Origin of the sequence: Devosia neptuniae (assembly GCF_025452235.1) — a bacterium.
GTDB lineage: Bacteria > Pseudomonadota > Alphaproteobacteria > Rhizobiales > Devosiaceae > Devosia.
In genome coordinates this window covers 161,737-185,599 of the sequence record NZ_CP104964.1, presented here as the reverse complement: position 1 = coordinate 185,599, position 23,863 = coordinate 161,737, and the positions used below count along the sequence as shown (strand labels likewise).

At 62.5% G+C, this 23,863-nt stretch carries 20 protein-coding genes; 13 read left to right on the top strand and 7 right to left on the bottom strand.

What is annotated here, in order from left to right; translation table 11 throughout:
- Positions 1 to 28 precede the first annotated feature (28 nt).
- Together N8A98_RS00900 and N8A98_RS00895 are read right to left on the bottom strand one after the other, a co-directional pair.
- Complete coding sequence (locus tag N8A98_RS00900) at positions 29 to 1,063, bottom strand: Ldh family oxidoreductase (protein WP_262165747.1); 1,035 nt, start codon at positions 1,061 to 1,063, stop codon at positions 29 to 31.
- Complete coding sequence (locus N8A98_RS00895; RefSeq protein WP_262165746.1) at positions 1,060 to 2,520, bottom strand: leucyl aminopeptidase family protein; 1,461 nt, start codon at positions 2,518 to 2,520, stop codon at positions 1,060 to 1,062. The genes N8A98_RS00900 and N8A98_RS00895 overlap by 4 nt, the downstream gene beginning before the upstream one ends.
- A 432-nt stretch (positions 2,521 to 2,952) precedes the next feature.
- Here N8A98_RS00895 and N8A98_RS00890 point away from each other — a divergent pair, with 432 nt between their 5' ends.
- The 8 genes from N8A98_RS00890 to N8A98_RS00855 all read left to right on the top strand — a co-directional run bounded on the left by N8A98_RS00890 (position 2,953) and on the right by N8A98_RS00855 (position 12,889).
- A complete protein-coding gene (locus N8A98_RS00890) occupies positions 2,953 to 3,219 on the top strand; it encodes a hypothetical protein (protein WP_262165744.1) in 267 nt (88 codons plus the stop codon).
- 95 nt (positions 3,220 to 3,314) lie between these two features.
- The gene (locus N8A98_RS00885) at positions 3,315 to 4,310 is read left to right on the top strand and encodes a sugar ABC transporter substrate-binding protein (protein ID WP_262165743.1); all 996 of its coding nucleotides are present in this window, start codon (positions 3,315 to 3,317) and stop codon (positions 4,308 to 4,310) included.
- A 70-nt stretch (positions 4,311 to 4,380) separates the two neighbouring features.
- Positions 4,381 to 5,922, top strand: coding sequence for a sugar ABC transporter ATP-binding protein (locus tag N8A98_RS00880; RefSeq protein WP_262165741.1), 1,542 nt, complete (start codon positions 4,381 to 4,383; stop codon positions 5,920 to 5,922).
- Between the two features lie 5 nt (positions 5,923 to 5,927).
- On the top strand, positions 5,928 to 6,902 hold the full coding sequence (locus N8A98_RS00875) for an ABC transporter permease (RefSeq protein WP_262165739.1): 975 nt from the start codon (positions 5,928 to 5,930) through the stop codon (positions 6,900 to 6,902).
- A 22-nt stretch (positions 6,903 to 6,924) separates the two neighbouring features.
- The gene (locus N8A98_RS00870) at positions 6,925 to 7,650 is read left to right on the top strand and encodes a GntR family transcriptional regulator (RefSeq protein WP_262165738.1); all 726 of its coding nucleotides are present in this window, start codon (positions 6,925 to 6,927) and stop codon (positions 7,648 to 7,650) included.
- Positions 7,651 to 8,057: 407 nt separating this feature from the next.
- Complete coding sequence (locus tag N8A98_RS00865) at positions 8,058 to 10,133, top strand: hydantoinase/oxoprolinase family protein (protein ID WP_262165736.1); 2,076 nt, start codon at positions 8,058 to 8,060, stop codon at positions 10,131 to 10,133.
- A 3-nt stretch (positions 10,134 to 10,136) separates the two neighbouring features.
- Positions 10,137 to 11,795, top strand: coding sequence for a hydantoinase B/oxoprolinase family protein (locus N8A98_RS00860; protein WP_262165734.1), 1,659 nt, complete (start codon positions 10,137 to 10,139; stop codon positions 11,793 to 11,795).
- Between the two features lie 59 nt (positions 11,796 to 11,854).
- Complete coding sequence (locus N8A98_RS00855) at positions 11,855 to 12,889, top strand: proline racemase family protein (RefSeq protein WP_262165732.1); 1,035 nt, start codon at positions 11,855 to 11,857, stop codon at positions 12,887 to 12,889.
- A gap of 99 nt (positions 12,890 to 12,988) precedes the next feature.
- On the opposite strand, the gene N8A98_RS00850 is transcribed toward N8A98_RS00855, so the two are convergent.
- Complete coding sequence (locus N8A98_RS00850; RefSeq protein ID WP_262165731.1) at positions 12,989 to 14,158, bottom strand: GGDEF domain-containing protein; 1,170 nt, start codon at positions 14,156 to 14,158, stop codon at positions 12,989 to 12,991.
- Positions 14,159 to 15,057: 899 nt separating this feature from the next.
- Between N8A98_RS00850 and N8A98_RS00840 the strand changes: the two genes are divergently transcribed.
- Positions 15,058 to 15,642: a TetR/AcrR family transcriptional regulator gene (locus N8A98_RS00840; RefSeq protein WP_262165730.1), complete on the top strand. Its 585-nt coding sequence runs from the start codon at positions 15,058 to 15,060 to the stop codon at positions 15,640 to 15,642.
- Positions 15,643 to 15,738: 96 nt separating this feature from the next.
- Positions 15,739 to 16,479, top strand: a complete 741-nt coding sequence (locus tag N8A98_RS00835) for an SDR family NAD(P)-dependent oxidoreductase (RefSeq protein ID WP_262165729.1) — start codon at positions 15,739 to 15,741, stop codon at positions 16,477 to 16,479.
- Between the two features lie 531 nt (positions 16,480 to 17,010).
- Here the strand turns inward: N8A98_RS00835 and N8A98_RS00830 are convergent.
- From N8A98_RS00830 to N8A98_RS00820, 3 genes are all read right to left on the bottom strand, one after another.
- Positions 17,011 to 17,535, bottom strand: a complete 525-nt coding sequence (locus tag N8A98_RS00830) for an RES family NAD+ phosphorylase (RefSeq protein WP_262165727.1) — start codon at positions 17,533 to 17,535, stop codon at positions 17,011 to 17,013.
- A complete protein-coding gene (locus tag N8A98_RS00825) occupies positions 17,528 to 17,899 on the bottom strand; it encodes an antitoxin Xre-like helix-turn-helix domain-containing protein (protein ID WP_262165725.1) in 372 nt (123 codons plus the stop codon). The genes N8A98_RS00830 and N8A98_RS00825 overlap by 8 nt, the downstream gene beginning before the upstream one ends.
- A 461-nt stretch (positions 17,900 to 18,360) precedes the next feature.
- A complete protein-coding gene (locus N8A98_RS00820; RefSeq protein WP_262165724.1) occupies positions 18,361 to 18,720 on the bottom strand; it encodes a winged helix-turn-helix transcriptional regulator in 360 nt (119 codons plus the stop codon).
- 117 nt (positions 18,721 to 18,837) lie between these two features.
- Between N8A98_RS00820 and N8A98_RS00815 the strand changes: the two genes are divergently transcribed.
- The 3 genes from N8A98_RS00815 (at position 18,838) to N8A98_RS00805 (ending at position 22,696) form a co-directional block, all read left to right on the top strand.
- Complete coding sequence (locus tag N8A98_RS00815) at positions 18,838 to 19,716, top strand: NAD(P)H-binding protein (protein ID WP_262165722.1); 879 nt, start codon at positions 18,838 to 18,840, stop codon at positions 19,714 to 19,716.
- Between the two features lie 253 nt (positions 19,717 to 19,969).
- Positions 19,970 to 20,944, top strand: a complete 975-nt coding sequence (locus N8A98_RS00810) for an ABC transporter substrate-binding protein (protein WP_262165721.1) — start codon at positions 19,970 to 19,972, stop codon at positions 20,942 to 20,944.
- 99 nt (positions 20,945 to 21,043) lie between these two features.
- Complete coding sequence (locus tag N8A98_RS00805) at positions 21,044 to 22,696, top strand: ABC transporter permease (protein ID WP_315974449.1); 1,653 nt, start codon at positions 21,044 to 21,046, stop codon at positions 22,694 to 22,696.
- On the opposite strand, the gene N8A98_RS00800 is transcribed toward N8A98_RS00805, so the two are convergent.
- A complete protein-coding gene (locus N8A98_RS00800; protein WP_262165720.1) occupies positions 22,697 to 23,716 on the bottom strand; it encodes an ABC transporter ATP-binding protein in 1,020 nt (339 codons plus the stop codon).
- Positions 23,717 to 23,863 lie beyond the last annotated feature (147 nt).

Below are 23,863 nucleotides of genomic sequence, written 5' to 3'. Positions count from 1 at the left end.
CCCTTGCCGGAGGGCCTTTCTTTTTCTGTCAGTCGGCTGCCGCCAGACCAAGCGCCGCCAAACGATCGAGATGCTGCAGCTCGGCCTCGGTCAGCACGATGCCCTCGGTCTCCGCTTTGCGCCGCGCTGCAAAGCGGCGCTGTGACGGCAGGCGGGCGCCCTGCCCCACAATGGCTTCGAACAGTGTTTCGGCCCGGGCGAACGGGTCCCCAGGGCGTCCAGCAGCGAAACGCTCGGGGGAGAACGCGATGACCAGCTCGCCATGGGCCGGCGATAGGGCCGTGGTCCCCAGCGCCTCGAGCGCGCCGGCACTGGTCAGATCGCCGATCATGACACCGGCCAGGAGCTCGATCATCGTACTCAGCGCCGATCCCTTGTGCCCGCCGAACGGCAGCATGGCGCCAGCAAGTGCCGCTTCGGGCGAGGTGGTGGGTTCGCCCTGGGCATCGATGGCCCATCCCTGCGGCAGCGGCGTTCCGGCGCGGCGATGCAGCTCGATTTCGCCGCGCGCAGCGACGGATGTCGCAAAGTCGAACACATAGGGTTCGACCTGCTGCCGTGGCCAGCCGAAGGCAAAGGGATTGGTGCCGAATAGCGGCTCGCTGCCGCCCCAGGGCGCGACGGTGGCATAGCTGGGGCACATGACAATGGCCGCCAATCCGTGGCCCGCAACGGCCTCCACTTCCGGCCACAGCGCTGAAAAATGCGTGCAGTCGTTTATCACCATCGCGGCAAGGCCAAACGCCTTGGCGCGGTCGACCAGCAGGGGCAGACCCAGCTCGAAGGCTGGGCTGGAAAAGCCATGTTGTCCGTCGATCCGGACAATGGCGCCGTCTTCAAGATCGGCAATCGCCGGCACGGCGTCGCCACGGACCTTGCCAGCCCTCAGCGTGCGCAACACGCCTTCGATGCGAAAAATGCCATGCGACTTGCAGGCATCCCGTTCGCCGGCCGCGATGACCCGGGCCACGGCATCGGCCTGGACGTCACTCATGCCGGCGCCAGTAAGGATTGCCCAGATGCGGTTCTGCAGGTCGGCAAAGGCAATTGTGGTGCCGCTCATGCAACGCTCTCCCCGGCAAGATAATCCACCAGCATGCGCAGACCGAAGCCGGTGCCGCCTGGCGGGCTCAGCGGACTGCCGTTTGGCGCATAGGCCGGACCGGCGATATCGATATGCAACCACGACGTTTCCTTGGAGACGAATTTCTCAAGGAAGGCCGCGGCAATGGAGGCATTGCCGTAGGTTACGCCCGGCCAGTTCACGAAATCGGCGAAATCGGATTTCAGCTCGTCGTGAAACCCTGCATCGACAGGCATGGGCCAGGCCAGCTCGCCCGTGCTTTGCGCCGCCCGCAGTAACCGGTCCATAGCGGGACGATCATTGCCATAAACACCGGCATAGCGAGGACCGAGGCCGATCTGCACCGCATAGGTCAGGGTAGCGACGTCGATGAGCTGGCTGGGCGCAAAGCGCTGCTGGAGATAGGCCAGGCAATCGGCAAGCACCAGACGGCCTTCGCAGTCGGTGTTGCGAATCTCGACATTGGGGCCGGCGAGGCTCTTCACCACGTCACCGGGCCGGCTCGCCGAGCCGCTCGTCATGTTCTCGGCAAGACCCAGCGCCGCAACGACGGAGCGCCTGATCCCCAGCCGGGCCATTGCGGCCATGCTGGCGGCGATCGTCGCCGCTCCGGCCATGTCGTTCTTCATCTCCCACATGCCTGCGACGGGTTTGATGTGGATGCCGCCCGTATCGAAGGTCACGCCCTTGCCGGCAAGACCGACCGTTGCGCCTTCGCCTTTCAGGCGCAGCACCACCATGCAGGGCGGATTGACCGAGCCCTGTCCCACGGCCAGCACCAGGTTGGCCCCGAGCTCTTCCAGTTTCCAGGCCTCGAGGATCTCGACCGCGATGCCAAGGGGCGCGCAAAGTCTTTCAATCCGCGCGGCGAGCTCCAGGGGTGGCAGCATGTTACCCGGCTCGTTGACCAGGTCGCGGACGCTGTGGGTGGCTTCGGCGGCAATCCGGAGGCGCTTGACACTATCGACCACAGCCTCGGGACAGTCCAACAGCGTGAGACGGCCGGGACCCGTATGCTGGTCGCTGCGATAGATGTCGAAGCGATAGGAACGCACCAGAAAGCCATAGACGAACTCACCAAATAGGGCGACGTCGAGTCCTTCCGGGCAGCTCAGCGCCAACCCTCCCGATAGGTCGAGGCATCTGACCGCCAGCCGCGCTCCGGCGGCCTGCGCCTCGAACACCGATGCGTCGTCCGACACTCCGACCAGCACGAGCCTATCTTCTTCATGCCCTTCGGGGGCCAGCAGAATTGTAATGTCGCCAGTGTCGGCGGCAAAGCCCTCCGCGCGCAGAACTCGCGAAAGGCGCTCGGGCCGGGCGGCCGATTTGATGAAGCTGCCCAAGCTCCCGCGGTTCAGTATCTTAGCCACCGTACCGGCGGTGCCGGAGGCTCCGGAGGCCTCGAAAATTACGTCCATCTGTTCCTCACGCATAATCCCGTCGAGCTGATCATAGAAGTATGCACAATGTCGACAGCTGATCAAAGGCCAAGGTCTTTTGCCACGCTCTCGGGCAGGTTGCACAGCAAACAGTCACGGCAGAATTCTGCAAAGAAAACGATTCAGAGCTACTTGTCGACAAATTGGATACGCGATAGCATCCGGTCAAAATGAGGTGCATGGCGTGATTGGTACAGGCCTTATCGACCAGTTCATGGCGAGCGTTCGCCGCCCCGGGGTGACGGCAGTTGACCTGATCGGCGGCGTCGGCAGGATGGTGCATGAAACGATTGGCACGAGGCTGCTGACCGCGTCGGTCTATGACATGGATGCCCGCCAGTCCAAGCGCGTCTATTCGGAAAATCTCGACGCCTATCCCTTGGGGGGCTCAAGCCCATTCTGGACAACCACTACACCGAGGTCGTGTTGCGCCAGCACCAGATCTTCCACACCCTGCGCATCGAGGAGATCGCCGAAGTCTTCTCCGACTGGCCGCTGATCCGCTCGCTTGGCAACGGATCCAACGCCAATATTCCAGTCGTCGTTGACGGCAAAGTCATCGGCACGCTGAACCTGCTGCATGAGGCGGACTACTACACTGCCGAGCGCCTCGCGCCAGCCGCCGCGCTGCTGCCCTACGCTACCATCGCCTTCCAGCACCTAGCAAAATCGATGCGCGAGGCGAGTCATTGATGCCGTCGCCTAAGCAACGGGTCGGCACGCGCCGGCCCCAATCAGGAGAGTGTCGGCGGAAATTGGGAACCGCCGATCCAACAAGGGAAAGAACCATGAAACTACGTGTTGCATTGCTGACCAGCGTTGCGTTTGCCGGTGTCGCGGCCGTCCTGCCGGCCTGGGCGCAGGACCCGTTCCGTATCGCCTATCTCGCCTCCTCCAGCCAGAACGGCTACAATCAGGCCATCTTCGCAGGCATCCAGGAGGCGGCGGCCGAAAAGGGTATCGAAGTCGAGATCTTTGACGGCGCATTCGATTCCACCGTGCAGTTCTCGCAGGTCGAAGACGTGGTCGCCGGCGGCCGCTTTGACGCCTTCATTGTCACGCCCAACGACACCGTGGGCATTGCCCCGGCGCTGGAGGACGCGACCGCCGCCGGTATCAAGGTTGCCACGACCCTGTTCCCGGTCGGCCCTGACCTCACCAATATGGAGCCGCAGGTTCCTGGCCTCACCACCACGGTTGCCGCCAACCCTGCCGACGGCGCGCGCGCCCAGGCCGAAGCGGTTGCCGCATACTGCGCCGACAAGGACCCGTGCCGGGTTGCAGTCATCATCGGTCAGCTGATCTATCCGTTCGACAACCTGCGCAACGAAACCTTCAAGGAAGTGCTGGCGCAGCATCCAAACATCCAGATCGTAGCAACCGGCGAGGGCAACTACGATCCCGACGCATCGCTGACCGCCATGCAGGATATCCTGCAGGCCAACCCGGAAATCGACGCCGTCCTATCCAATGCCGACCAGCACCTGATCGGTGCCGAAATCGCACTCAGCGACTTCGGCTACGAGCCGGGCTCTGTCTACATGATCGGCGGCGGACTCAACCAGATCACGGTCGATGCGATCCGTGCTGGCACTGTCTCGGCCACGCTGGCCGAAGTCCCGCACAGCATGGGCAGGGCCGCGCTCGAAGCGGTGGTCACCACACTGGAAGGCGGCACCGCGCCGACCTGGATCAACCCCAACGACCTGGTCGAAACGCCCGTGATCGTCACCAAGGAATGGCTCGACGCCAACCCTGATTTCGTCGCCGAGTGGCAGGGCTGAGCGCTTTTACAAGAGTCGGGCGGGACCGCGTGGTCCTGCCCATCCTCCACCCTAGCGGAGGTCCGTTGCCATGGTAACGAACGGGACGACGTCGGTACGGCTGTGGGGTGTCGAGAAGAGCTTCGGCTCTAGCAAGATCCTGCATGACATCAAGCTCGATTTCCGGGCCGGCGAAGTGCATGCCCTGATCGGCGAGAATGGCGCGGGCAAGTCCAGCGTCGGCAAGATCATCGGCGGCTATTACTCGGCCGATCGCGGCGAGGTCGAAATCTCGGGCACGCCGCTCGACCAGTCGACGCCGCGCCGTGCGCTGCAACTGGGCGTGGCGATGATCCACCAGGAATTGCAGCTCGTGCCGCAGCTGACCGTGGCTGAGAACGTGTTTCTCGGCCTGGAAGCAAATGTCGCCGGGCTGCTAAGCGGGTCGGACAACAAGCGCTTTGCAGCGCTGGAAGAACGGTGCCGCTTCGGCCTCGATCCGCGCCGGAAGGCGGAAGACCTGTCCATTGCCGACCGGCAGAAGGTCGAGATCATGCGCGCCATTGCGCGCGATGCCCGCATCATCATCATGGACGAGCCGACCTCGTCGCTGACGGCCGACGAGGCCGAGCGGCTGCACCGGGTCATCGCAGACCTTCGGGCGCAGGGTCGCACCATCATCTATGTCACCCATTTTCTCGATCACGTGCTAGCCGCCTGCGACCGCGTCACCATCATGCGCGACGGCCGCGTCGTGCGCACCGGAGATATTGCCGGCGAGACTAAACAAAGCCTCGTGGAAGCCATGCTCGGCAAGAGTGCCGAGGTCGCCTATCCCGAACTGCCGGCCCGGCCCGATGCATCGGTTGCCCCGCGCATTGCGATGCGCGGCGTCAGCAGCCATGCCGGCATTCGCGACATCAACCTCGCCATCCGCCCGGGTGAGGTCGTGGGTCTTGTGGGCCTTGTCGGGTCGGGCCGCAGCGAAGTGGCCCGCGCCCTCTTCGGTGCGGACAAGGCGCTGACCGGCACGATCACCCTCGACGGCGAGGACCTGACCAGGCTGACCCCCAAGGAAGCGGTGCGGCGCGGCATCGCCTTCATTCCGGAAGACCGCCGCAAGCAGGGCCTCAACCTGGTGCAGCGCACACGACCTAATATGAGCCTGCCACATCTCAGCCAGATCAGCCGCTTCGGCTTTCTCGACATGGGCGAGGAACGCCGCCGCACCAAGGCGATGATCGAGCATTTCGGCATCTCCCCCGCCGGGATCGATGGCGAAGTGGCCTATTATTCGGGCGGCAACCAGCAAAAGGTGCTGCTATCCAAATGGGCCTATGGGAAGCCGGGCGTCGTCATCCTCGACGAGCCCAGCCGGGGCGTTGATATCGGCGCCCGCCGCCGTATCCACGATTTCATCGTCGAACTCGCGCAGACCGGCGCAGCCGTACTGCTGATCTCCTCCGAACTGGAGGAGGTGCTGAAGCTGTCGCATCGCGCCTACCTGATGAGCCAGGGCCGGATCATCGGCGAGGTCGAGAGTGCCACTATCAGTGTCGAAGATGCGCTGTTCCGTCTCTTCAACGTCCAGAAGGCGCAAGAGCAAGCTGTGCTTTTGCCCGAACAAGGTTGAAACCCATGGCCGAAACCCACGTCACCGCCCCGGCTGCGCCGACCCGCAGCACCTTCTTGCTCAGCGACTTCCTGCGCGAATATGGCATTCTCATCATCATCGCGCTGCTGATGATCGGCCTGACCCTGCTCAGCCCGTCTTTTCTCTCGCCGCGCAACCTGCTCAACATTCTCAATCAGAGTGCGCCGCTGGCCCTGATCGCAGCCGCGCTGACCCTGGTGATCATCAGCGGCGGCTTCGATCTGTCGACTGGCGCCATATTCGGGGTGGCAAGCGTCTCGGCCGCCTGGCTTGCGGTCAATGTCGATCCTACCCTTGGCATGATCGCCGGGCCGCTGCTCGGCCTGCTGCTCGGGGTGATCAATGGCCTCATCATCACCGGCTTCAACGTCCATTCGTTCCTCGCCACCCTGGCCTCGAGCATGGTCTATCGCGGCATCGCCGTCCTGATCACCGGCGGTGCACTGATCCCGGTGCGCATGGAGGAATTCGCGTGGCTGGGCCGTGGCCGCGTCGGCATGGTCAACGTCGCGGTGCTCATCTTGCTGGTCTTCACCGTGGCCATGATGGTCCTGCTCAACCGCACCACGTTCGGTCGCCGCGTCATCGCCGTGGGCGGCAATGAAGAAGCCGCGATTCTGTCGGGCGTGCGGACCAAATTGGTGCGGATTGCCTGCTTTGGCCTGACCGGCTTTGCCGCGGGCCTAGCCGGCATCATCGCGGTATCGCGCATTTCCATGGGCCAGCCCCAGGCCGGTGTCGGCCTCGAACTCGAGGCCATCGCCGCCGTCATTTTGGGCGGCACCAGCATCTATGGCGGCGCCGGCGCGGTCTGGCGGTCCATTGCCGGCGTGCTGCTGTTGGCCCTGATCGGCAACGGCTTCAACATCCTCAACGTCAATCCGTTCTTCAAAGACCTGACCACTGGCGTCATTATCGTGGTTGCGGTTGCCCTGAGCGCAGGTAAAAAGCGTAGATAGGCACGCCATACCGGGGGACAGTATGAAGGCGAAGGACGAGGAAAACGGCAGTGTAAAGGGCCGGGTGCGGGGCCAAGGCGCCCGCACCGTCTATGACACGTTGCGCACGGCCATTCTCGATCTCAGCCTCGATCCGGGCAGCCCGCTCGACGAAGCGACGCTGTCCGAGCGGTTCGACATGTCCCGCACCCCGATCCGCGAAGCCCTGGTGCGGCTGGTGGCCGAAGGGCTGGTCAAGACCCTGCCCAATCGCAATACGGTGGTGGCCACTATCGATTTCGAGCAATTGCCGGTCTATTTTGAGGCGCTGACGCTGATGTATCGCGTCACCACGCGTTCGGCGGCGGTGCACCGGCACGACGAGCATATGCACGACATCCGCCAGCATGCGGCCAGCTATGCAGAGACGGTCCGGCAACATGACGCCCCGGGAATGATCCAGACCAACCGCGATTTCCATATGGCCATCGCCACGGCCGGTGGGAATTCCTATTTCACCGCCCTATTCGGGCGCCTGCTCGACGAAGGCCGCCGCATCCTGCGGCTCTACTACCGCTCCTTCGACGACAACCTGCCCCGCCGCTATGTCGATGAGCATGAACAGATGATCTTAGCCATTGAAACCCGCGATGCCGAGCGGGCCGACACCCTGGCCGCTGAGCATGCGGCTCAGATCGTCAAGCAGATCCAGAGCTATATCGCCCGGGCGACGGTCACGGGCATCTCCCTCGGAACGGAACGGATTTGATGGCCAGGATAGCAGTCGTCGGCGCGGGTCATGCGGTCCCGAGATCGATGGTCTGCCCACTTCCTCGGGCAACGCGGCGCTGATCGCCCTGTCCGAGATCGCGCCGATCGCCAGCCCCGGCATTCTGACCGCGGTGCCCAAATGGCTGCTGGATCCGCTCGGACCGCTGCCCGTGCGCTGGACCGACGTGTCGGTGTTGCTGCCCTAGCTGCTCGCCTTCCTCGCCTCGGCAATCCCAACCCGGTCGCCTGCAACCAAGGCCGGCCTGTGAGGTAACGGCTCGCCCCGTCCGGAGCGGTCGTGCATCCGCCGCCAAATTGCTTGTCGACAATTTGGATATTGGATATGATGATGACTAACAGAACCACCCGCCAGGGTGGAGGGAACGACGCAAACCGGATTATTGCATGACCAAGCGCGACACGATCACCCGGATCGCCACTGACGTGGGCGGTACGTTTACCGACCTCGTCTATTTCGAGACGGACCGGGCTACGGGCCGCCAGACCGTGCGGACCGAAAAGTCCGACACGACGCCGCCCAATTTCGAACAAGGCGTGCTTAACGTCATCAAGAAGGCCGGGCTCAGCGTCGCCGAAGCCGACTTTTTCGCCCATGGCACGACAGTAGTGATCAATGCACTAACCGAACGCAAGGGCGCCAAGGTGGGGCTGATCACCACTGAAGGTTTCCGCGACATCCTCGAGATAGCGCGCGGCAACCGCCCCGATTTCTTCAATCTTTCCTACGAAAAGCCCACGCCATTCGTCGAGCGCTACCTGCGCCAGGTCGTGCCCGGCCGCATGAACTACAGCGGCGAAGAAGTCGCCCCGCTCGACCTGAGCGGCCTGCCCGCCATCCTGGACGCCTTCAGCGCCGACGGCGTCCAGGCCGTGGCCATCTGTCTGATCCACGCCTATGCCAACCCGGCGCATGAAAAGGCAGTGCAGGCCGAGATCGCACGCCTGTGGCCCGAGGTCGCGACCGTCGCCTCGCACCAGATCACGCGCGAATGGCGCGAATACGAACGCACCAGCACCACCGTGCTTTCTGCCTATGTGCAGCCGACCGCCCAGCGCTACCTCGAACGGCTCGAAGCCGGCCTGCAGCAGGAAGGCTACGAGGGTCGCCTCTACATCATGCAGTCCAATTGCGGCGTGGACTCACTGGCCTCGACCAAGGCCATTCCGATCACCATGGTGGAATCGGGTCCCGCCTCCGGGTTCTGGGGAGCGGCGGAGCTGGGACGCATCATCGGCGAGCCCAATGTGTTGGCGCTCGATATCGGCGGCACGACCGCCAAATGCTCGCTGATCCAGAACGGCCAGGTCACCATCAAGACCGACTACTGGATCGAGCGCGACCGCAGAAGCGCCGGCTATCCCATCATGGTGCCGGTCGTGGACCTGGTGGAAATCGGCAATGGCGGTGGTTCGATCGCCTGGGTCGACGATTTCAGCAAGCTGCATGTCGGCCCGCAATCGGCCGGCGCCATGCCCGGCCCGGCCGCCTATGGCCGCGGCGGCACCAATGCCACCACGACCGATGCCAATCTGGTGCTCGGTCGGATCAACCGCGACTATTTCTGCGGTGGTTCGGTCATCGCCGACATGGCGTCGGTAGACAGAGCCCTGGGCGCCCTGGCAGACAAGCTGGGCGTCAGCCAACAGGAAGCGGCGCGCGGCATCGTGCGCATCGCCAATGCGAACATGGTCAATGCGCTCAAGCTCGTCTCGCTCAACCGCGGGCACGACCCGCGCGACTTCACGCTCGTCGTGTTCGGCGGCGGCGGCGCCATGCATGGCGTGGCGCTCGGTCAGGAGCTGGGCGTCAAGAAGGTTGTCGTGCCGCGCGGCGCGCCGGTCTTCTCGGCCTGGGGCATGATGATGAGCGACCTGCGCCGCGACTATTTTGTCACCCGCCTGATGGACGGCACCGACCGTTCCGGCCTGCAGGCGCTGGTGAGCGAGATCGCCGGCCACGCCACTGAACAGTTCGGCAAGGAAGAGGTCGCGCCCGACGCGGTCAAGATCCAGCCTCTCGTCAAGATGCGCTACCGCAATCAGGAACATTCGGTCGAGGTCCCATTGCGGGCCGACCTGCTCGACGGCGCCAGCATGGCGATCCTGATCGAGGATTTCCACGCCATCTATGAGCGCGAATACACCTATCGCCTCGATGTCGCCGTCGAGATCGTGGGCATCCACGTCATCGCCTCGGCCGAGGTCGGCAAGCTCGAAATGGTGGCCCAGCAGCGCACCGGCGCCAGGCTCGAAGACGCCATCAAGGGCAGCCGCGAGGTGGATTACGCCACCGAGGGCGTCTGCGAAGCGACAATCTACAATGCCGAACTGTTGGAACCCGGCATGAGCTTTACCGGCCCCGCCATCATCGAAGACCCCGGCACCACCATCGTCATTCATCCCGGTAACCGGGTCGAGATCGACGATTTCGGCAACACCCAAATCCATCTGCGGAGCTGATCGATGAGTACGATCTCCCACGATCCCGTCACCTTCGACATCATCCAGAATGGCCTTGAAGCCGTCGCCGACGAGATGTTCGCGGCTCAGCGCAAGACCTCGATGAGCGCCATCATCTATGAAGTGCTCGATTTGGGCACCGGCATCTGCGACGCCCAGGGCGAGATCGCCGCCTCCGGCGCCGGCATCCCTGCCTTTGTCGGCGTGCTCGACAAGGCCGTTAAACGCATGATCGAGAAGCACCCGGTCGAAACGATCAAGCCCGGCGACCTGTTCGCCTCCAACGATCCCTATTGGGGCGGCGTGACCCACCTCAACGACATGATTCTGGCCATGCCGGTATTTGCCGATGGCAAGATCGTCGCCTGGACTGCCAATATTGCTCACTGGAACGATGTTGGCGGCAATGTTCCCGGCTCGATGTCATCGGAAGCCACCGAAATCTACCAGGAGGGCATCCGTATCCCGGCGGTCAAGCTGATCGATGCCGGCGTCCCCAACCAGGCCGTGTTCGACATTCTCTATGTCAATACCCGCCTGCCCGACTTCCTGCGGGGCGACCTGTGGGCCGGCATTGCTGGCGTGCGGATCGGGGAAAAGCGTATTCTCGAGATGATCGAGAAATACGGCTCGGAAACCTTTACCGCCGCCATCGCCGATTTCATGGATCTGGGGGAGCGCCGCGCCCGCGCGGCCCTCGCCACCATCAAAAAGGGCGTCTATCCGTTCGAGGAAGAACAGGACAATGGCGACATCCATAAGATCGTCGTCGAAATCACCGATGATGCCTTCATCATCGATCTGCGCGACAATCCCGACCAAAAGGGATCGAGCAATTCGAGCCGCGAAGGCATCGAGATTTCCGCCCAGCTCGCCTTCAAGGCCTTTACCGATACCCAAGCGCCCGGCAATGGCGGCTTCTTCCGTCCGCTGCAACTGCTGACCCGGCCGGGTTCGGTATTCCATGTCGTCGAGCCTGGCGCGCTCGGCTATTACTCGGAAGTCGAGATCCGCGTCTTCGACCTAATCCTGCGCTGCCTTGCCCACCACTTCCCTGGCGTGCTGCCGGCCGGCAACTTCGCCTCGATCTGCGGTACGGTTATCGGCGGTAAGCATCCCGATACCGGCCGTCACTATACCATCGTCGAGCCGCAGCTCGGCGGCTGGGGGGCTCAGCAGGGTCGCGACGGTAACAGCGCGATCTTCTCGGGCTTCCACGGCGACACGTTCAACTGTCCCGCCGAGGTTGCCGAGGCGCGCTACGGCCTGACCGTGGACGAGCTGGCCCTCAACACCGACAAGGGCGGCGACGGCACCTGGCGTGGCGGCAAGGGTATTTCGGTGCGCTATCGCGTGCGGGCCGACGATAACTTCCTCAGCGTCGGCTATACCCGCTCGCGCATTCCGCCCTGGGGCCAGAATGGCGGCAATGACGGCTCGCCGAACTATGTCGAAGTGCTGCGTCCCGGCATGGAGGTGGAACGCTATGCCTTTGCCACCAATGTGCCGCTCTCCAAGAACGACGTGGTACATGTGGTGACGGGGGTGGGTGGCGGCTTCGGCCGGCCCGCCGATCGCAGCGAGGCCGCAGTGCGCCGCGATTTCAAGAACGGCTATATTGACGCCGAGACGGCCGCGCGGGTCTATAACGTCACGATCTGATCTCCTGGCGGGGCGTTTATTCGCCCCGCTTTCCGTTCTGTACTGGGAAGGATCCGGCCATGCGGTGGTCGAAAACTGTCACGCTAGTCGAAGCGCATGCCGAAGGCGAAGTGGGCCGCATCGTCACGGGCGGCGTCATCGACGTTCCCGGTACAACCATCGCCGACAAACTGCGCCATCTCAATCAGGTGGATGACAGCCTGCGCCGCTTCCTGGTGTTCGAGCCGCGCGCCTCGGCCCAGATGAGCACGTGCCTCATCTTCCCGCCGACCCGGCCCGATGCCGATATCGGCTTCATTATCCTGCAGGGCGACAAGGCGCATGCCATGTCGGGGTCCAATTCGATCTGCCTCGTCACCACCGTGCTTGAAACGGGCATGCTGCCGATGACCGAGCCCGAAACATTGGTGCGCATCGACACGGCGTCCGGCCTGGTCACGGCCCGCGCCACCTGCAAGGACGGCAAGGTCGAACGCGTTACGCTGACCATGAACCCGTCCTATGCGCACGCACTCGACGCCGTCGTCGACGTGGCTGGATTTGGCAAGATCAAGGTCGACATTGCTTATGGCGGCATCTTCTACGCGCTGATCGATCCGGCCCAGTTCGGCCTCGAAATCCGCCCGGACCAGGCCCGCAAGCTGGTGGAGGCCGGCAGTGCCGTGCACCGCGCCGTCAATGCCCAGCTCGACATCGCACATCCCGAGCTGGCCGGCATGAAGGGCATTTCCTACACCATGTTCGTCAGCCACAACGCGGCAGGCGAACTCAAGGGCGCCACCATCATGCCGCCCGGCCGCATCGACCGCTCGCCCTGCGGCACCGGTAACTCGGCGCGTCTCGCCGTTGCGGCGGCGCGCGGCCTCGCCAAGCCGGGCGATCGCTTCACGGCGCGCTCGATCATAGATTCCACGTTCGAGGTCCACTATGCCGGCGACACCACCGTCGCCGGCCGCCCCGCCGTGCAGCCGATCATTTCGGGTCGGGGATGGATCCACGGCATCCACCAGATCGGCGTAGATCCGACAGACCCCTATCCGCAGGGCTTTTCGGTATCCGACACCTGGGGCGATGCGTTCGACCTAATGAACTAGAGGGTATTGTCCGCGGAATCTTGTCTCCTGGCGCTGTCCAAGCCTCTAAGTGTCAGTGCCGGGCTGGCCCCGCTCTGGGACAAGGCGGCATAATCAGCTTTATCCGGCAAACATGCGCAGTCCGCCGACGGGTTTACCCCCGCTCCGGACGCGGTCGCGACCATCACGTTTGGCCTGATACAGCGCTGCGTCTGCCCGGCCAATCATGTGCTCGAGGGTCTCGCCCGCCTGGCGTTCGACGACGCCGAAACTGGCGGTGACCTTGAGGCCCGACGCCCAGTCCGCCGGGCCCGCAGTCCGCACGGCCTCGGCGTAAAGCACGCCGGCTTGGAGATTAGTCAGGGGCAGGAGCACGGCAAATTCCTCGCCGCCGCGCCGGCCAGCAATGAGTCCGGCGGGTCCCACGCTCGTCAGCCGCCGCGCGAATGACACGATGACTCGATCCCCAGTATCATGGCCATAGCGGTCATTGACTTTTTTGAAGTGATCAAGATCGGCCAGGACCAACACGAGCGGTCGCTTCAATGCCTCGCATTCGAGCATCAGCGCCGCCGCATGCAGGTCAAAGCCGCGACGGTTCAAGAGGCCGGAGAGCGGATCGGTCTGTGATTCAGCCTGCAATTCGCGAATGACGTCGAGCGCCACCGCCGTCAGCAGGGTCAGCGCGATCAGGAGCGAATAGGCAAATGTTGTCAGATAGGTCAGCAGCCAATAGGACGAGGTCATATCGGGCGTGGCGGTGCCGCCAGCTTCAAACCAGATGACGAGGAACGGTCGCGCTACAAAATAGACCGCGCCCAACCCGATAACGAGGAGGATCAGATTGTCTATGGCTGCGCGCCGCTTTGAACGGCGTAGCCGCATGGCAGCCAACGCCAACATGCCCGCAATCCCCCAGGCGACAATGGTCACGCGCGCAACAAAACTGGGCTGTACCCACAGGAACCAGCAAAAAGCCACCATTGCCGCGGCGCAGCACGCCATAAGAGCCCGGGTGGGAACGGGCCGGCCGCCGCGAATAAGCAGCGCGGTGCACAGCAGAAACACCGCCACGAAAAGCAGCAGATTGGAGAAAAACCTCGCAAATGCATCCGGCAGGCCCAAAGTAGTGGCCTGGAACGTGAAGCCAGCTGCAAGCGCAAGGTAGCAGAATGCCAGCAATGCAACATGCAGGTTGCTCGGCCGAAACCACCATAGCGCAGCGAAGGCCCCAGCCAGCATCACCGCCAGCGTCGGTATCAGCACCGAAATGAACAGTGTCGTGCTCATGCCGGTTCCCTTGTTGGCACTGCTTTCAGTTGAGAACCTAGCCGCACAAACCGAAGCGTTGGTTAAAGCCGAGGTATGCGTTGACAGACAACGCGGCTTGGCCCGGAAGGAAAAGCCCAGCGAACCGAAGCGCGCTGGCGGTCAGTCTGAAATCGACACCCAATAGTGCGCCCTATTTCGGTGGTCAAAGGCCCCTCTGGGTTCCCGAAAGCTGCCGTTCCTTCGGGCCGCTGGGTTCGATAGCTGTCATTCCAGATCGCATACTATGTGAATCCAACGACGGCTTCGCGGCCTATTCCGGCCATGCGGATGGTGTCGGTATTCCGCCGCACCACCGGCATGACACCAAAAGACTACCAGCGCCTGAGCCAGTAGGACACCGCCAACGCGACTTGGTATGTGTCATCTGCAACACGCCCCATGTCAGCCGTTCAGGCAGCGGCGACGGTACCCTAAAAGCGGTCTTGGATGAGAGGCCTGCAATGGCGATAACGGGGTGGTTTACTGCCTGCCGATGACAGCTGGCGTAACCGGCGCACAAGCGCCGATTATGTGGCAATGCCATTGCGAGGAAGCGGCGGCGCGGGCAGTTCCGTCTCGCCCATCGCGGCGCGCAATTCGATTTCGATCTCACGACAGATCTGGGAGATCGGCACATCGTTTGCCCGCCCTCGAACGGATTTGATGTACTCTCGCCCACTTGGTCGAGTGACATGTACATCCAGCCAAGCAGCGCACTGAACGGAATGGTCAGCCAGATCGAAATCACGCTCCACACGCCAGCAAGCTTGCTCATCTCCGCAAGGCTCTGTCCGAGCCCTGGGCCAGCGCCGGCGCTGAAGCACTTTATGTCAGCAATCATTCTTGACTGATAAGTCCAGAATGGATATTTGACCTCCATGGCAAGAACCAAGGAATTCGATCGCGACGCAGCCCTGGCCGGAGCACTGGAGGTGTTCTGGAGCAAGGGTTATGAACGTGCCTCGACGGACGATCTGCTCAAGGGCATGAAGATCGGCCGCCAGTCGATGTACGATACCTTCGGCGACAAGCAGTCCCTGTTTCTTGAAAGCCTGCGTTGCTATCACAAGCTCGACAACAAGAATTTCTTCGACCATCTGGGCGATAATCCGTCCCCGCTCCAGGTCATACACGGCTTCCTCGCCATCTTCACCCGGCGCAGCGCCGAGGAAAATGCGCGCGGCTGCATGGGCATCAATGCCACCACGGCCTTCGGTGATAGCCAGCCGGAAGTAACGGCCCTTGCCCGCAATACGGCGACAAATGTAGAGACCTTGCTCGCGGGCCTGGTCGAGGCCGCGAAAGCGCGGGGCGAACTGTCCAAGACACTGAATGCGACAGCAGCCGGAAGCTTCCTCTACGCAACGTTGCAAGGCCTGACGGTTAGGGCGCAGGCTGGTGCAAGCCGTGACGAACTTGCCGGGGTCGCCGACTTTGCCATGAAGGCGCTCTCAGCCATGTAGCCGCTGTCCAAATCCAGCCTTATCCATAAGCCTGCTTAATTCTGGACTATTGAGTCCAGAATATGAGTTTTCTCTGCCTGACGAAAGGAAACAAAAATGTCGGCAACTCTCCCCCTCCTAGACAAACGCGCCATCGTTACCGGAGGCTCGCGCGGCATTGGTGCCGCCATCGTCCGCAAACTGGCCGAGCAAGGTGCCCAGGTGGCGTTTACCTATTCGGCAAGTCCCGAAGCCGCGCAGAGCCTAGTTGCCGACATCACCGCCAGCGGCGGGAAGGCCTTCGCCCTTCAGGCAGACAGCGCCGATCCGGCAGGCCTGCAGGTCACCATTCGCCAGGCGGTCGATTTGCTGGGTGGGCTGGATATTCTGGTCAATAATGCTGGCACTCTAGTGCATGCGCTGATCGAGGATTTCAGCCAGGCGGACTTCGACCGGACAATGGCGATCAATGTGCGCGCGCCCTTCTTCGCGATGCAGGAAGCAGGGCGGCACATGCGGTCCGGTGGGCGCATCATCAACGTATCCAGCAATGTCGCTGTGAGCGCTTCGGTGCCCGGTGCCAGCGTCTACGGTCTGTCCAAGTCAGCACTCACCGCGATGACACGCTCGCTTGCCCATGAGTTTGCGCCAAAGGGCATCACCGTCAACGCCATCCAACCAGGCCCCACCACTACGGATATGACCTCGGGCAAGGAGGACTTCATCATTGGCATGGTGCCAGCTGGTCGCATGGCAAATACCTCGGAACCTGCGTCACTTGTGGCCTACCTCGCCGGACCGGACGCCGGGTTCATCAACGGCGCGGCAGTGACCATCGATGGCGCGATGACCGCATAGCAATCGCTTGGCTGCCTTGCCGTTGGCAACAACGGCAAGGCCTCGTCATGGCGAGGACAGCTTTGGAGCCGCTTGGCTTGGCGCCTGGGCCCAGGAGAAAACCCGCGAGCCAATATGCCGATGCCCTGCCTGCACCGACCAGACGAACCAGTAGGCCCGGCCATCGAGACCGAGACCGGGACCGAGACCATGCTCACCGTAAAGACTTCAGCTATCGAATGTTTCCACCGTTCGGTATTTGGGCGTTGATGTCGATGACGCATTGTCGTTGGCGGAAGCCACCGAAATCTGACGATGAGCCGTCGCCGGCGATCAAAACACTGCGTCGGCGAAGCGCCCCATTTCGGTCATCTGGCAACTTAAGGAATATCGCGACAGTTGACATTCCCTTGTCCTCCCAATCCCGGCAGATAATCGTCTTGCGGGCCTTCTACGCCAAAATAGCGTAGGTTGCTGCCGCTCTTGTCATGGGTGACATTGGGAACCTTGCCGCGTTCCGGGACCCCGCCGACATAACGATCAAGGCCCTGGTCAGGGCTTTCGCCATGATGCTGGCGACGTCGGAAGTCGACCGTCGGGATCAATAATGTTGAGAATGGGACCTCCCGCATCATTCCAACGCCAGAGAGCAACGCAACTTCCGCCTGGAGACATGAAAGAGGGATAGATGACACCATCAAGGCCGCCCTCAACAAATCGCCGGTGGGCATCGTGCGTGCTCGGAACAGCGCCATTGTCAAGATCCGACCGCCACTCCGATTGGTGGATGCCTTCCTCGAGTCCCCATTCTTGGAGAATTTCGGGGTCCCTCGTATCGACGAGACGGGCGCCCTTGAGCTCGAGTTGAGCGATCAATGCAGGGTGTTGAACGAACCCCTGATTGTACTCCCCCCAAGCGGTCGACAATTCCTGCGCCGCGTAGATGGTCGGGATACCGACTGGATTCCAGCGGCCGCCGAAGCGGGCGGCCCCCTCACCCGACAGCGGCAGATATGACCACTGGGGAACGTAGGCCCGCCATAGAATGAACGGCTTTGTGTCGACCAACTCAGGCATAAACGCCTGAGCGAACAGCCTCCAGATAAGCAAGAACCTGATCAGACTTGCCTTGCCCGACAAGATCGTAGGCGGTCTTGCCCGCCCAACCGGGGATCGGCTGGTGCTTGAACCAAATCACCGCCCGGTTTTCGCCGCCGGCCATTTCTGCGGCCATAGCCAGAATGCGTACGATCGGGCTCAGGGCCGCGTCCACCTTTCGGGTCGCGGACTTCGCCGTGAGGGTGTTGCGGGCAATACCGATGAGCTTAGCGAGTTCGGATTGCGTTACACCGAGCTGTTCTGACAGTCGATGCGCCGACAGGAAAGGCGAACCACTCTCGCCAAAACGGGTGGCGCCAATTTCGAGACCCTGGGACTGCATGACTCATTCCGATCCATATTTGGGCACGTTGTGATCAATATGCGCGCACTCCATGCTCAATTCAATGGTCGGTAGTCACGTTTCCTGATCCAGTTCGTCATGGACTTGTGCAACGCGCCGCTGACTTCGAGCCGCTTCCCCGCCCAATCAAGCCGTTGGCTGCTTTTTGCCTGTCGTCACCCGCTCGGTACGGCCAGCCCCGAGTTCGGGCCGCGCAGACGTTATCTGACTCGTGACGGCTTTCGGGGCTCGAATTTCCATGGCTAATGTCTAAGATGGGGTAGGAAGCAGTCGATCAGCAATGCGCCCCATCCGATCTTTTAGATCGCCGCAGCTTCGCCTAAAAGCGGACGTCAATTCCCGAGTATGTGGTCGGCCGCTATCAGGGGTGCTTACCGGTCTGTCCCCTTCCAGGCTGGTTTATTCAAATGCCGACTCTGGTCACGCCGCGGTCCCGGAAACTATGCCGCCTCTGATGTGCGTTTGCGGTTTTGCACAATCATGGCGACCTCCCTCGTGTGACGGGTGCCCCATTCGCACATCGGAGCGAGAACTCTTGTCAGGCTCTGGCCAAACTCAGTTAGCTCGTACTCGACGTGCGGCGGCACCGTCTGGAAATCAATACGACGAATGACGCCATCTTCCGTCAGTTCCTTCAGATGCTGGATCAGCATCTTCTCGCTCACGTTGGTAACGAGCCTACGGAGTTGACCGGTGCGTTCGGGCCCGCTGGCCAGATGATAGACGATAAGGGGCTTCCACTTACCGCCAAGGATGGCAAGAACCGCTTCCAGACCGCATTGGAAATTTGTCTCGGTCATAATCGATCTCCGCATCCCTATACTTACTAAATGGTAGGTACTGGCTTGTTCGTAGGTTTCGTACTAGCTGGATTGGACGACGATGTCGACGTGCAAAAAGTCCAAAGGAATATCATCATGGCCAAGATCCTCGTAACTGGCGCAACTGGCAATATCGGCCGAAAGACTCTCCAGCATCTCCTGAAGCGGTTGCCCGCCATTGATCTTGTCGGCCTGGCCCGCGATCCCGCCAAGGCGGCTGATCTGGCGGCTGCGGGGATTGAGATCCGCCAGGGCGACTATTTCGAATATGACAGACTGGTGCGCGCGTTCGAAGGTATTGAAAAGATCATGCTCGTGTCCGCCACGGCCTTCACCGATCGCAATGCCCAGCACCAAAATGTCATCAGCGCTGCTCGCCAGGCGGGCGTTAAGCACATCGTCTATATGCCGATCATCCACGAGGCAGTATCTGCCTTCACCTTGCCCGATATCACCGAGCAGGACCTGTTCGTTGAGGAAAAGCTAAAGGCTTCCGGCCTCGCTTACACGCTGGTCGGTCATCCGCCGTTTATCGAGAGCATCCCATTTAACATCGGCGGCAACGCCTTAGACACAGGGGTTCACGCGCCGGCTGGCGCGGGCAAGGCGGGATATGCCAGCCGTGAAGACCTGGCAGAGGCGCATGCCGTTGTGCTGAGCGAAGACGGTCACGAGTACAAGTCGTACGCGCTCTATGGGAATCCTGCCGTATCCTTCGCGGATATTGCCCAGATCCTGTCAGATATCAGCGGCAAGCCGGTGTCGTTTGTTGCCGGCACCGACCAGGACTACATTGACCACCTTATGGCGGCTGGTCTGCCCGAGCCGGCTGCCCGCTTTGCGCTTGGGTGGGTGCAGGGCGTCAACGCAGGAGAATGGGGCGGCAAGACTGGCGATCTGGAGAAGCTTCTCGGTCGCAAGCCGATGACGGCGGCCGAATTCCTGCGCACCAACTACGCGGCACGCCAAGCATGAGATAGTGACCTGAGCAATTGCCGTTCGACAACGCAATATCGGCATTGGCCGGGAGATGGCGGCAAGGCGCCGTCCCCAGCGTGCGAGGAGACGGCGCTTGCTATCCGCCGCCGCCTGGTCTGGTGCTCTACTGCTTTGTCCGCTTTTGGGTTGGCAATCAGCGGCGGGTTTCGTCATGCCACTGTCAAACAGGCTGGTTAAGTCCGCCGCATCGTTGCGAACAGTCCTGCTGCAACCTGACCTCGGAGCTGCCATGCGAATCCTTCTTGCCGCCGGCCTGATGCTGGCAAGTGCTCTCACGCCTGCCTTCGCCCAGGAGGGCAAGCTGGTGCTCTATACCAGCCAGCCCAATACCGACGCCCAGCAGACCGCTGACGCCTTCATGGCCAAGTATCCGGGCATCACGGTGGAATGGGTCCGCGATGGCACGCCTAAGATCATGGCCAAGTTCCGTGCCGAACTCGAAGCCGGCGCGCCACTGGCAGATGTGCTGCTGATCGCCGATGTAGTCACCATGGAAGGGCTCAAGGCCGAAGGCCTGCTGCTCAATTATCCGGAAGCCGACACCACCGGTTTCGACGCCAGCCTGTTCGATGAGGACGGCGCCTATTTCTCGACCAAACTGATCACCACCGGCATCGTCTATAACACCGCCGCTACTATGGTCCCGGCAAGCTGGCTTGACCTCACCAAGCCCGAAGCCAAGGGCCAGATCGCCATGCCCAGCCCGCTGACCTCGGGCGCAGCGCTGATTCACACGGTGACCCTCACCGACAATCTGGCCGAAGGCTGGGACTTCTATTCCGCCCTCGCTGCCAATGGCGCGCAGGCTTCCGGGGGCAATGGCGACGTGCTGACCGCGGTCGCGGGCGGTGAGAAGCTCTATGGCATGATCGTCGACTACCTGCCGATCCGCGAAGCCGCCAAGGGGGCGCCCGTTGCTTTCGTCTTCCCGACCGAAGGCGTTTCGGCCGTGACCGAGCCGGCGGCAATCCTTGCCTCTGCCCACAATCCGGACAATGCCAAGCTGTTCATCGATTTCCTGCTCTCGGAAGAAGGCCAGCAGCTGGCTTCGAGCCAGGGCTACGTTCCGGCGCGCGATGGTATCGCATTGCCAGCCGGCTATCCCGACCGCGCCGAGATCAAGGTGCTGCCCTACAATGCCGCCGCAGCCCTCGCCAACGAGACTGCCAACAAGGAACAGTTCGGCGAGATCTTCGGCCAGTAAGCCACGGTGATTTCGACCAAGCCATCGATGCGGCTGGCCGGCACGGTTCCTCCCTTGTCATTGCCGGACGGCCGCATCCAGAGAGCGGCGGGCCCCCTGTTGCCCGCCGCTCTCGTCCTGCTTGCGGTCGGGTTCCTGGCGATCCTGCCGATCGGGCGCCTGATGGCCACGGCGCTGTTTGTCGACGGCACGTTCGATGCGAGCCTGCTGCTGAACCGGCTCGTTCGCGGCGCCACGCAGCGCGCCATTTTCAACACACTCGATACGTCGCTCTTCGGCGCTCTCCTGGCGCTGATGCTCGGCGGACCATTCGCGCTGCTGATCGCGGCCACCGATATGCCATTGCGCAAGCTGCAGGGTTTTCTGCTGATCCTGCCGCTGATGATTGCGCCGCAGGTGATGGCCTTGGCCTTCATGCATCTGCTGGGCCCTTCCAGCGCCCTGCTTGGTGCGCTTGGCCTCGCGCCACCGCCGGGCACGGCCAATCCGCTGCTGGGCCGCGGCGGCATCATTCTGCTGTTCGGAATCCAGCACGCCCCCATTGTCTTCATCACCCTGCGCGCGGGATTGGTGTCGATACCCCGCGACTATGTCGAGGCGGCTCGCGCGGCCGGCATGGGGCCGGCGCGCGTGCTGCGCGGCATCGTGCTGCCGCTACTCGGCCCCTATGTCATCGCCGCGGCGGCTTTGGCCTTTGTATCGGGCGTCGGTAATTTCGGCATTCCGGCGCTATTAGGCATGCCGGAAAATTATCTGACGCTGGCAACCCTGATCTACCAGCAACTTTCCAGTAACGGGCCTACCGTGCTGCCGCAGGTTGCCGGATTGTCGCTGCTGATCTGCGCTATCGCCATCCTGGGTATCGGCGCGCAAGGACTGGCATTGCGCCGCAGGCAGTTCGCACTGACGCGCGGCATGCCCATGCAGTTTGCGCTGGGGCGCTGGCGCTGGCCAGCCGCCATGGCCGGCATGCTGGCCCTGTCCGTCGCGCTGTTGCTGCCGGCGGCAGCACTCATTACCACCTCGCTCGTGCCCGCCTATGGCGTGGCGCTCTCGACGGCTACCGTCACGCTCGACAATTATGCGGAAGTCCTGTTGCGGCAGGCCTCCACCATGCGCGCCTTCGTTAATTCCAGCTATTTGTCACTGCTGGCCGCCGCCATACTGGCGCTGCTGGCAGTGCCGTTGGCGCTGGGCATGGCGCGATTGCCCCGCACTTTTGCCCGCCTTGCACATGGCGTGCTTGAATTGCCCTATGCCTTGCCGGGAATCGTGCTGGCAATCGCCTGCATCCTGCTGTTCCTGCGGCCGCTGCCATTGCTGGGCAGTCTCTATGCGACACCGTGGATTATTCTTATCGCTTATTTGATGCGGTTCGCGGCTCTCGCCCTCAAGCCGGTGGAGGCAGCGCTTGGGCAATTGCCGCCTGATCTGACCGAAGCGGCGGCGGCCTCTGGCGCCGGTGCCATCAGGCGACTGCTGACAATCACCGCGCCACTCGTTGCCCCGGCAGCGGCAGCTGGCGCGCTCCTGGTCTTCATGAGCGCCTTCAATGAGCTGACCGTCTCGGCGCTGCTGTGGTCCAGCCGCAACGAGACCATCGGGGTGATCCTGTTCAGTCTTGAGGAATCGGGCCTCTCCCCGCAGGCGGCCGCGGTGGCCGTCATTACCCTGGTGGTGATCATGGTGCTGCTGGCACTGCTCGATCGGCTGTCCGGCCGCCTCCCGACAGGTGTGCTGCCCTGGCGCTGATCAGCCCGGCACGATCCAGGCGTCCTCGATGGCAAAATGAACTGGGCGACCGGGCTCCAGCCGCTCCCGCGCGGTGAGCAGCACCTGTTCGCCATTCGCCAATTGCAGAATGGTGTCATAGCCCGCCCCCGAATAGCGGGCAGCGACAACAGCTGCCGGAATGCCGGCATCCGCGAGGGTCAGATTTTCCGGCCGCAGCAACAAAGCCGCCTTGCTGCCCTGCACCTGACCACGAACGAGAACCGGCCGATCCGCCAGCGTCACACGCCCATCCGACACCAGCGCCGACACGAGCATCCCCCGCCCGACAAAGCCGGCGACCATCGCATTGGCGGGCTCGTTATAAAGCTGCTCGGGCCGCCCCGACTGCTGTACCACGCCGCGGTCCAGCACGATGACCCGGTCCGCCAGCGCCAATGCCTCGGACTGGTCATGCGTCACAAACACGATGGTCGCGCCGGTTTTTTCGTGCAAGCGGGCAAACACATCCAGCATTTCGGCACGCAGATGCACGTCGAGATTGGCCAGAGGCTCATCGAGCAGAATGATGTCGGTGCCGGTCACGAGGCACCTGGCCAGCGCCACCCGCTGGCGTTGACCGCCGGAGAGACCGTCGACGGATCGTTGTCCGAAGCCGGCCAGGGAAACCATTTCAAGCGCCGCGCCAACACGCTCGTCGATAGCCGCCCGCCCCAGGCCACGCGCCTGCAGCGGATAGGCGACATTGCTGGCGACATCCATATGCGGCCAGAGGGCATAGGATTGGAAAACAATGCCCAGACTGCGGCGCTCGGGCGGCACCATGGCGCCAGGGCTGCCAACCTGGCGGCCGTTGAAATGAATACTGCCGGCGCTCGGCTGCTCAAACCCTGCAATCAATCGCAGGATCGTGGTCTTGCCGCAGCCGGAAGGCCCTAGCAGGGCGGTAAAAGACCCCGTTTCGAGTGTAAAGCTGGCCGCGTTCACCGCCAGATTGTCGCCGAACCGCTTGGTCAGAGTGTCGAGCACAATGGTTGTCATCCGGCCCATCTAGAAGCCGGACGTGACATTTGGACGACAGGCCAAATCGATCATGCCGAGCCACGCAGAGCGGATCGCGGCCGGTCCAGCCCAGCAAATGCAGCTCGTGGCTCCGCTCCATCGCCACTCGGCGATTGAGGCCTGCGC